2 protein-coding genes, 3 pseudogenes and 1 riboswitch are annotated in these 5,387 nt (G+C 72.5%); of the genes and pseudogenes, 3 read left to right on the top strand and 2 right to left on the bottom strand.

Annotated elements, in window-relative coordinates; all coding sequences use genetic code 11:
- Window positions 1–306 (bottom strand): annotated as a pseudogene (locus J0670_RS28970) (hypothetical protein); the annotation flags it as partial.
- A 118-nt stretch (window positions 307–424) separates the two neighbouring features.
- On the opposite strand from J0670_RS28970, the gene purB reads away from it, so the two are divergent.
- A complete protein-coding gene (gene purB, locus J0670_RS28965) occupies window positions 425–1,855 on the top strand; it encodes an adenylosuccinate lyase (protein WP_207814650.1) in 1,431 nt (476 codons plus the stop codon).
- Window positions 1,856–1,913: 58 nt separating this feature from the next.
- Here purB and J0670_RS28960 read toward each other — a convergent pair whose 3' ends face one another.
- Window positions 1,914–3,449 (bottom strand): MFS transporter, encoded by a 1,536-nt coding sequence (locus J0670_RS28960; protein WP_307806744.1) that lies wholly within the window; start codon window positions 3,447–3,449, stop codon window positions 1,914–1,916.
- A 317-nt stretch (window positions 3,450–3,766) separates the two neighbouring features.
- Window positions 3,767–3,942: riboswitch (cyclic di-AMP (ydaO/yuaA leader) on the top strand.
- A gap of 254 nt (window positions 3,943–4,196) precedes the next feature.
- On the opposite strand from J0670_RS28960, the pseudogene J0670_RS39605 reads away from it, so the two are divergent.
- A pseudogene (locus J0670_RS39605) lies at window positions 4,197–4,568 on the top strand (M23 family metallopeptidase); the annotation flags it as partial.
- A gap of 367 nt (window positions 4,569–4,935) precedes the next feature.
- Window positions 4,936–5,387: pseudogene (locus tag J0670_RS28950) on the top strand (amino acid permease); the annotation flags it as partial.

The following is a 5,387-nucleotide window of genomic DNA, read 5'->3' as shown; positions in this document are numbered from 1 at the left end:
CTCGTCGGTCAGGCCGATCCGGCCGATGTAGTGGGTGGTGCCGTCTCGTCCGTCCAGACGGCCGAAGCACAGGCCGCGTTCCACGGCGTCGAGCCGGGAGGCGTGCCGGGCGGCCTCGCGGGCGCGCACCTCGCGCTCCAGCCTGGCCTGGTGGGTGCCGCCGGGCGCGGCCGTGTCGTGGGCGTCGTCGGCGGCGCGGCGGGCCTGGTCGCGGACGGTGTCCAGCCGGGCGTAGAGCCGGGTGAGGTGGGCCTGCTCGGTGCGCAGGGCGTCGGCGAGAGCAGGTTCCGCTGGAAGTCCGTTCATCTATGTGATATCCTTGCGGTGAGAAGTTTGTGGTGCGTCATCTGAAAGGCGCTCAATTGACCCAGCCTACCCCATCCGCCGACGTCCGGCGTGACCTCGACTGTTACCCTTGCGAAGCGTGAGCGCGAAGCCCCAGATCCCCAATGTCCTGGCCTCCCGGTACGCCTCGGCGACCCTGGCCCAGCTGTGGTCCCCCGAGCACAAGGTGGTCCTTGAGCGCCACCTGTGGCTGGCCGTCCTGAAGGCCCAGCAGGACCTCGGCGTCGAGGTGCCGGCGACGGCCGTCGCCGACTACGAGCGGGTGATCGACCAGGTCGACCTCGGCTCGATCGCCGCCCGTGAGCGGATCACCCGCCACGACGTGAAGGCCCGGATCGAGGAGTTCAGCGAGCTCGCCGGCCACGAGCAGATCCACAAGGGCATGACCTCCCGGGATCTGACCGAGAACGTCGAGCAGCTGCAGATCCGCCAGTCCCTGGAGCACGTGCGGGACCGCACGGTGGCCGTGCTGGTGCGCCTGGCCCGGCTCGCCGCCCAGCACTCCGAGCTGGTCATGGCCGGCCGCTCGCACAACGTGGCCGCGCAGGCCACCACCCTGGGCAAGCGCTTCGCGTCGATCGCCGACGAGCTGCTGGTCGCCTTCCGTCGCCTGGAGGAGCTGATCGCCCGCTACCCGCTGCGCGGGATCAAGGGGCCGGTCGGCACCGCTCAGGACATGCTGGACCTGCTCGGTGGCGACACCGAGAAGCTGGCCGAGCTGGAGCGCCGGGTCGCCGGGCATCTCGGCTTCGACCACGTGCTGACCAGCGTCGGCCAGGTCTACCCGCGCTCGCTGGACTTCGAGGTGCTCACCGCCCTCGTCCAGCTGGCGGCCGCGCCGTCCAGCCTGGCCAAGACCATCCGTCTGATGGCCGGCCACGAGCTGGTGACGGAGGGCTTCAAGGAGGGCCAGGTCGGCTCCTCCGCGATGCCGCACAAGATGAACACCCGCTCCTGCGAGCGCGTCAACGGCCTGGCCGTGATCCTGCGCGGCTACGCCTCGATGACCGGCGAGCTGGCCGGCGACCAGTGGAACGAGGGCGACGTCTCCTGCTCGGTGGTGCGCCGGGTCGCGCTGCCGGACGCCTTCTTCGCCTTCGATGGCCTGCTGGAGACCTTCCTGACCGTCCTCGACGAGTTCGGCGCCTTCCCCGCCGTGATCGAGGCCGAGCTGGACCGCTACCTGCCGTTCCTGGCCACCACCAAGGTGCTGATGGGCGCGGTGCGCGCGGGCGTCGGCCGGGAGACCGGGCACGAGGTCATCAAGGAGCACGCCGTCGCCTCCGCGCTGGCGATGCGCGCAGGCGCCCGGGAGAACGAGCTGCTGGACCGGCTGGCCGCCGACGAGCGGATCCCGCTGGACCGGGCCGCGCTGGACGCCCTGCTGGCCGACCGGCTGTCCTTCACCGGTGCGGCCGGTGCGCAGGTCGCCGAGGTCGTCCGCCAGGTGGAGGCCGTCGCGGCCGCCTACCCGGAGGCGGCCAAGTACGCGCCGGGCGACATCCTCTAAGAGTTCTCCAGAAGTTCTCCAGGAGTCCTCCGAGGGGGCGACACCCTCTGACGATCGCTCAGCTCTCGGGCGAGGGCCCTGCCGCCGTTCCGGTGGCGGGGCCCTCGTGCGTGTGCACGTGCCCCGGGTCGAGCGGCGGGGTGGTGCCGCAGCTCCACTCGCAGTCCGGCTCGGCGACCGGGTGGTCCTCGGGCGCGAGCACGTTGCCCCGTACGGTGGCGAAGGCCGTCAGCCCGCCGGCGACCAGCAGGCCCGCGCAGATCAGCATCGCGGTGTGGAAGGCGGAGTCCACCGCGGACGGCACCCGGTAGGCGTCGCCGCTCAGCCCGGCCAGCGCCGGGAGCGCGGCCACCGCGAGCAGGCCGGCCGCGCGGGCGGCGGCGTTGTTGACCCCGCTGGCGATGCCCGCGTGCCGGACCTCGACGGCGGCCAGCACCGTCGCGGTCAGCGGCGCGACCAGCAGGGTCATTCCGCAGCCCATCACCGTGACGGCGGGCAGCACGTCCAGCCAGTAGGAGGAGCCGGGGCCGGTGCGCAGCATCAGCAGCACTCCGGCGGCGCACAGCAGCGGGCCCACGGTGAGCGGGATGCGCGGGCCGATCCGCTTGCCGAGGCGCCCGGCGCGCGCCGACAGGGCCAGCATCAGCACGGTGATCGGCACCAGGGCGAAGCCCGAGAGCAGGGGCGAGAAGCCGGAGACGATCTGCAACTGCACCACCAGCAGGAAGAACACCCCGCTGAACGCCGCGTAGACGCAGAGGGTGACCAGGTTCACCGCGGTGAACAGCCGGGAGGAGAACAGGTAGAGCGGCAGCATCGGTTCGGGCGCGCGGCGTTCGACGGCGACGAAGGCGGCGCCGAGCAGCAGGCTGAGCGCGCCGGTGACCCAGACGGCGGGGGACAGCCCCTCCCCGGCCGCGGTGAGCGCGTAGGTGATCGTGCCGAGGGCGAGCGCGGCGAGCAGCGCGCCGGGCACGTCGAAGCGGCCGGAGGCGGACTCGTCCCGGCTCTCCGGGACGTACCGGGAGGTCACCGCGATCACGGCGGCGGCCAGCGGCAGGTTCAGCAGGAAGATCCAGCGCCAGCCGGGGCCGTCCACCAGCCAGCCGCCGAGGAAGGGGCCGATGGCCGCCGACACCCCGCCGAGGCCGGACCAGAGGCCGACCGCCGCCGAGCGGTCGTCAGGGTGGAAGACGGCCTGGAGCATGGCGAGCGAGCCGGGGGTGAGCAGTGCCCCGCCGATGCCCTGGACGGCGCGGGCGGCGATCAGCACGTGGATGGTCGGGGCGGCCGCGCAGGCCGCGGAGGCGACGGCGAACCAGACCACGCCGATCAGGAAGACCCGGCGCCGCCCGTACCGGTCGCCGAGCGCGCCGCCGAGCAGGATCAGGCCCGCCAGGGTGAGCAGATAGGCGTTCAGCGTCCATTGCAGGGACGCGAGGGAGGCGCCGAGGTCCTCGCCGATCCGGGGCAGGGCGACGTTCACCACGGTGCCGTCGAGCATCGCCATGCTGGAACCGAGCACCGTTGCCAGGAGTACCCAGCGACCCTGCGCGGTGCCCAGGCGCAGGGTGCCGGCCGCGGAGGTGGCCACGGCCCGATCCTGCGCCCCGGAAGGTGTACGTGACAAGGGTCACCGGGTGGTGTGTCGGTGATGGGCGCTGCGTGAGCGGGTGGTCGCGCAGGGGTGCGGAGTTCGGCGCAGGGTCGCGGATCAGTGGCGCCGGGTGAATGGATTGTGTACGGATGGTACGGGCGGTCTTCCGGAGGGTGAGCGCGCCTCCGGGATCGCCCGTCGGATCGATAGATCGACATTGCTTCACCCGAACGGATGGGTTTTAGTTCAGCAACCGACCGGCCAGCCCGGACGGATCCACCGGGTGGAACGCCGAGTCCTGCCGCTGCCCGGTGGCTCGAACTGAGCTCTGCACGGCAGGAGCGGGGGACCCACAGGTAAGTCGCCGGACGGGAGTTCGCGCTTTCGAGCGTGAACGTCCAGGACCGGCTAGGGGTGAAGCCGCGCACGCGGCCGGGCAACTCCAGCCCGAACCCGACAGCTCACCTCGTAGGCGTGGGAGAGGAAAGTTCCATGCCTGCACAGGCTCGTCGTATCCCCCTGCCCCGTGCCGCCCGCATCGGCATCGCCACCGCCGTCACCGGTGTCTCCTTCGCGCTGCCGCTGGTGACCACCCTGAGCGCCCAGGCCACCACCGCTACCCCGGTCAAGGCCGTCACCGCCACCACGGTCCAGGCTGTCACCGCCCTCCCGGCCCAGACGGTCAACGCCGTTCCGGTCGCCGCCTCCGCCGCCTTCGTCGCCCCGCTGGCCAACCCGAAGCTGGGCACCGCCTACGGCGTGGCCGGCTCGATGTGGGCCTCCGGCCACCACACCGGCCAGGACTTCATCGCCTCCACTGGCACCCCACTGCGCGCGGTCGCCAACGGCGTCGTGGTGAAGGCCGGCAACGGCGGCGCCTACGGCAACCAGGTCGAGATCAAGCTCGCCGACGGCCACTACGCCGAGTACGCGCACCTCTCCTCGATCGGTGTGAAGATCGGTCAGAGCGTCACCGTCGGCCAGCAGATCGGCCTCTCCGGCGCCACCGGCAACGTGACCGGCCCGCACCTGCACTTCGAGATCCGCAACGGCTCGGAGTACGGCTCGGACATCAACCCGGTCGCCTACCTGCGCGCGCACGGCGTCGCGCTCTGACCCGTGAGGTCCTTCTGAACCACCGCTGGTGCGGGGCGAGCCGACCGCCCGGGATGGTCATGTCGGGTGACCGCTCGACCGGGTGATCGCCGCACCGGTGGACATGGGCGCGGGACACGCCCAAGGCCGGCCCGGCTTCGCGAGAGCTCTCTCGGGAAGCCGGGCCGGCCGCCGCCGTTTCCGGATCGGTGCGTTCGGGCGGTCGCGTTCGGCGGTCGCGTTCGGGTGGTCGAACACGGCGTCAACTCCGGTGCACCGGTGGCTGATCGCCGGTTCTCCGGGCGGCCCCTCGGCGCGCGATGCTGTCGGGCAGTCAGCGCTCGGCCGGATCCGGCCGGGCGGGAGGCCGGGCAGACGAGGAGGCCGGATGGCCGTCCGCAGCGGGGACACCACCGGGGGCGCGGCCGGGGAGCGGACCGCGCCGGGCGGGGTGGAGCGGCTGAAGGCCGGTTCGGTCGGCCTGGTGGGCGTGGTGTTCATGGCGATCGCCACCGCCGCCCCGATCACCGCGATGACCGGGAACCTGCCGATCATCGTCGGGCAGGGCAACGGGGTCGGAGCGCCGGCCGCGTACGTCCTGGCGACCGTGGTGCTCACGGTGTTCTCGGTCGGGTACGTGGCGATGGCCCGGCACATCACGGCGGCCGGGGCGTTCTACGGGTACATCTCGCACGGGCTGGGCCGGGTCGCCGGGATGGCCTCGGGGCTGCTCGCGGTGATGGCGTACATCGTCTTCGAGGCCTCGATCATCGGCTTCTTCGCCTACTCGCTGCGCGGGCTGGTGCGCGCGCGGCTGGGGGTGGACCTCGGGTGGGGCTG

It is taken from the genome of Streptomyces sp. FH025 (assembly GCF_017427025.1).
In the GTDB taxonomy this organism is placed as follows: Bacteria; Actinomycetota; Actinomycetes; order Streptomycetales; family Streptomycetaceae; genus Kitasatospora.
The sequence above is the reverse complement of the archived record's forward strand: the minus strand, read 5'-3'. Positions and strand labels throughout refer to the sequence as shown.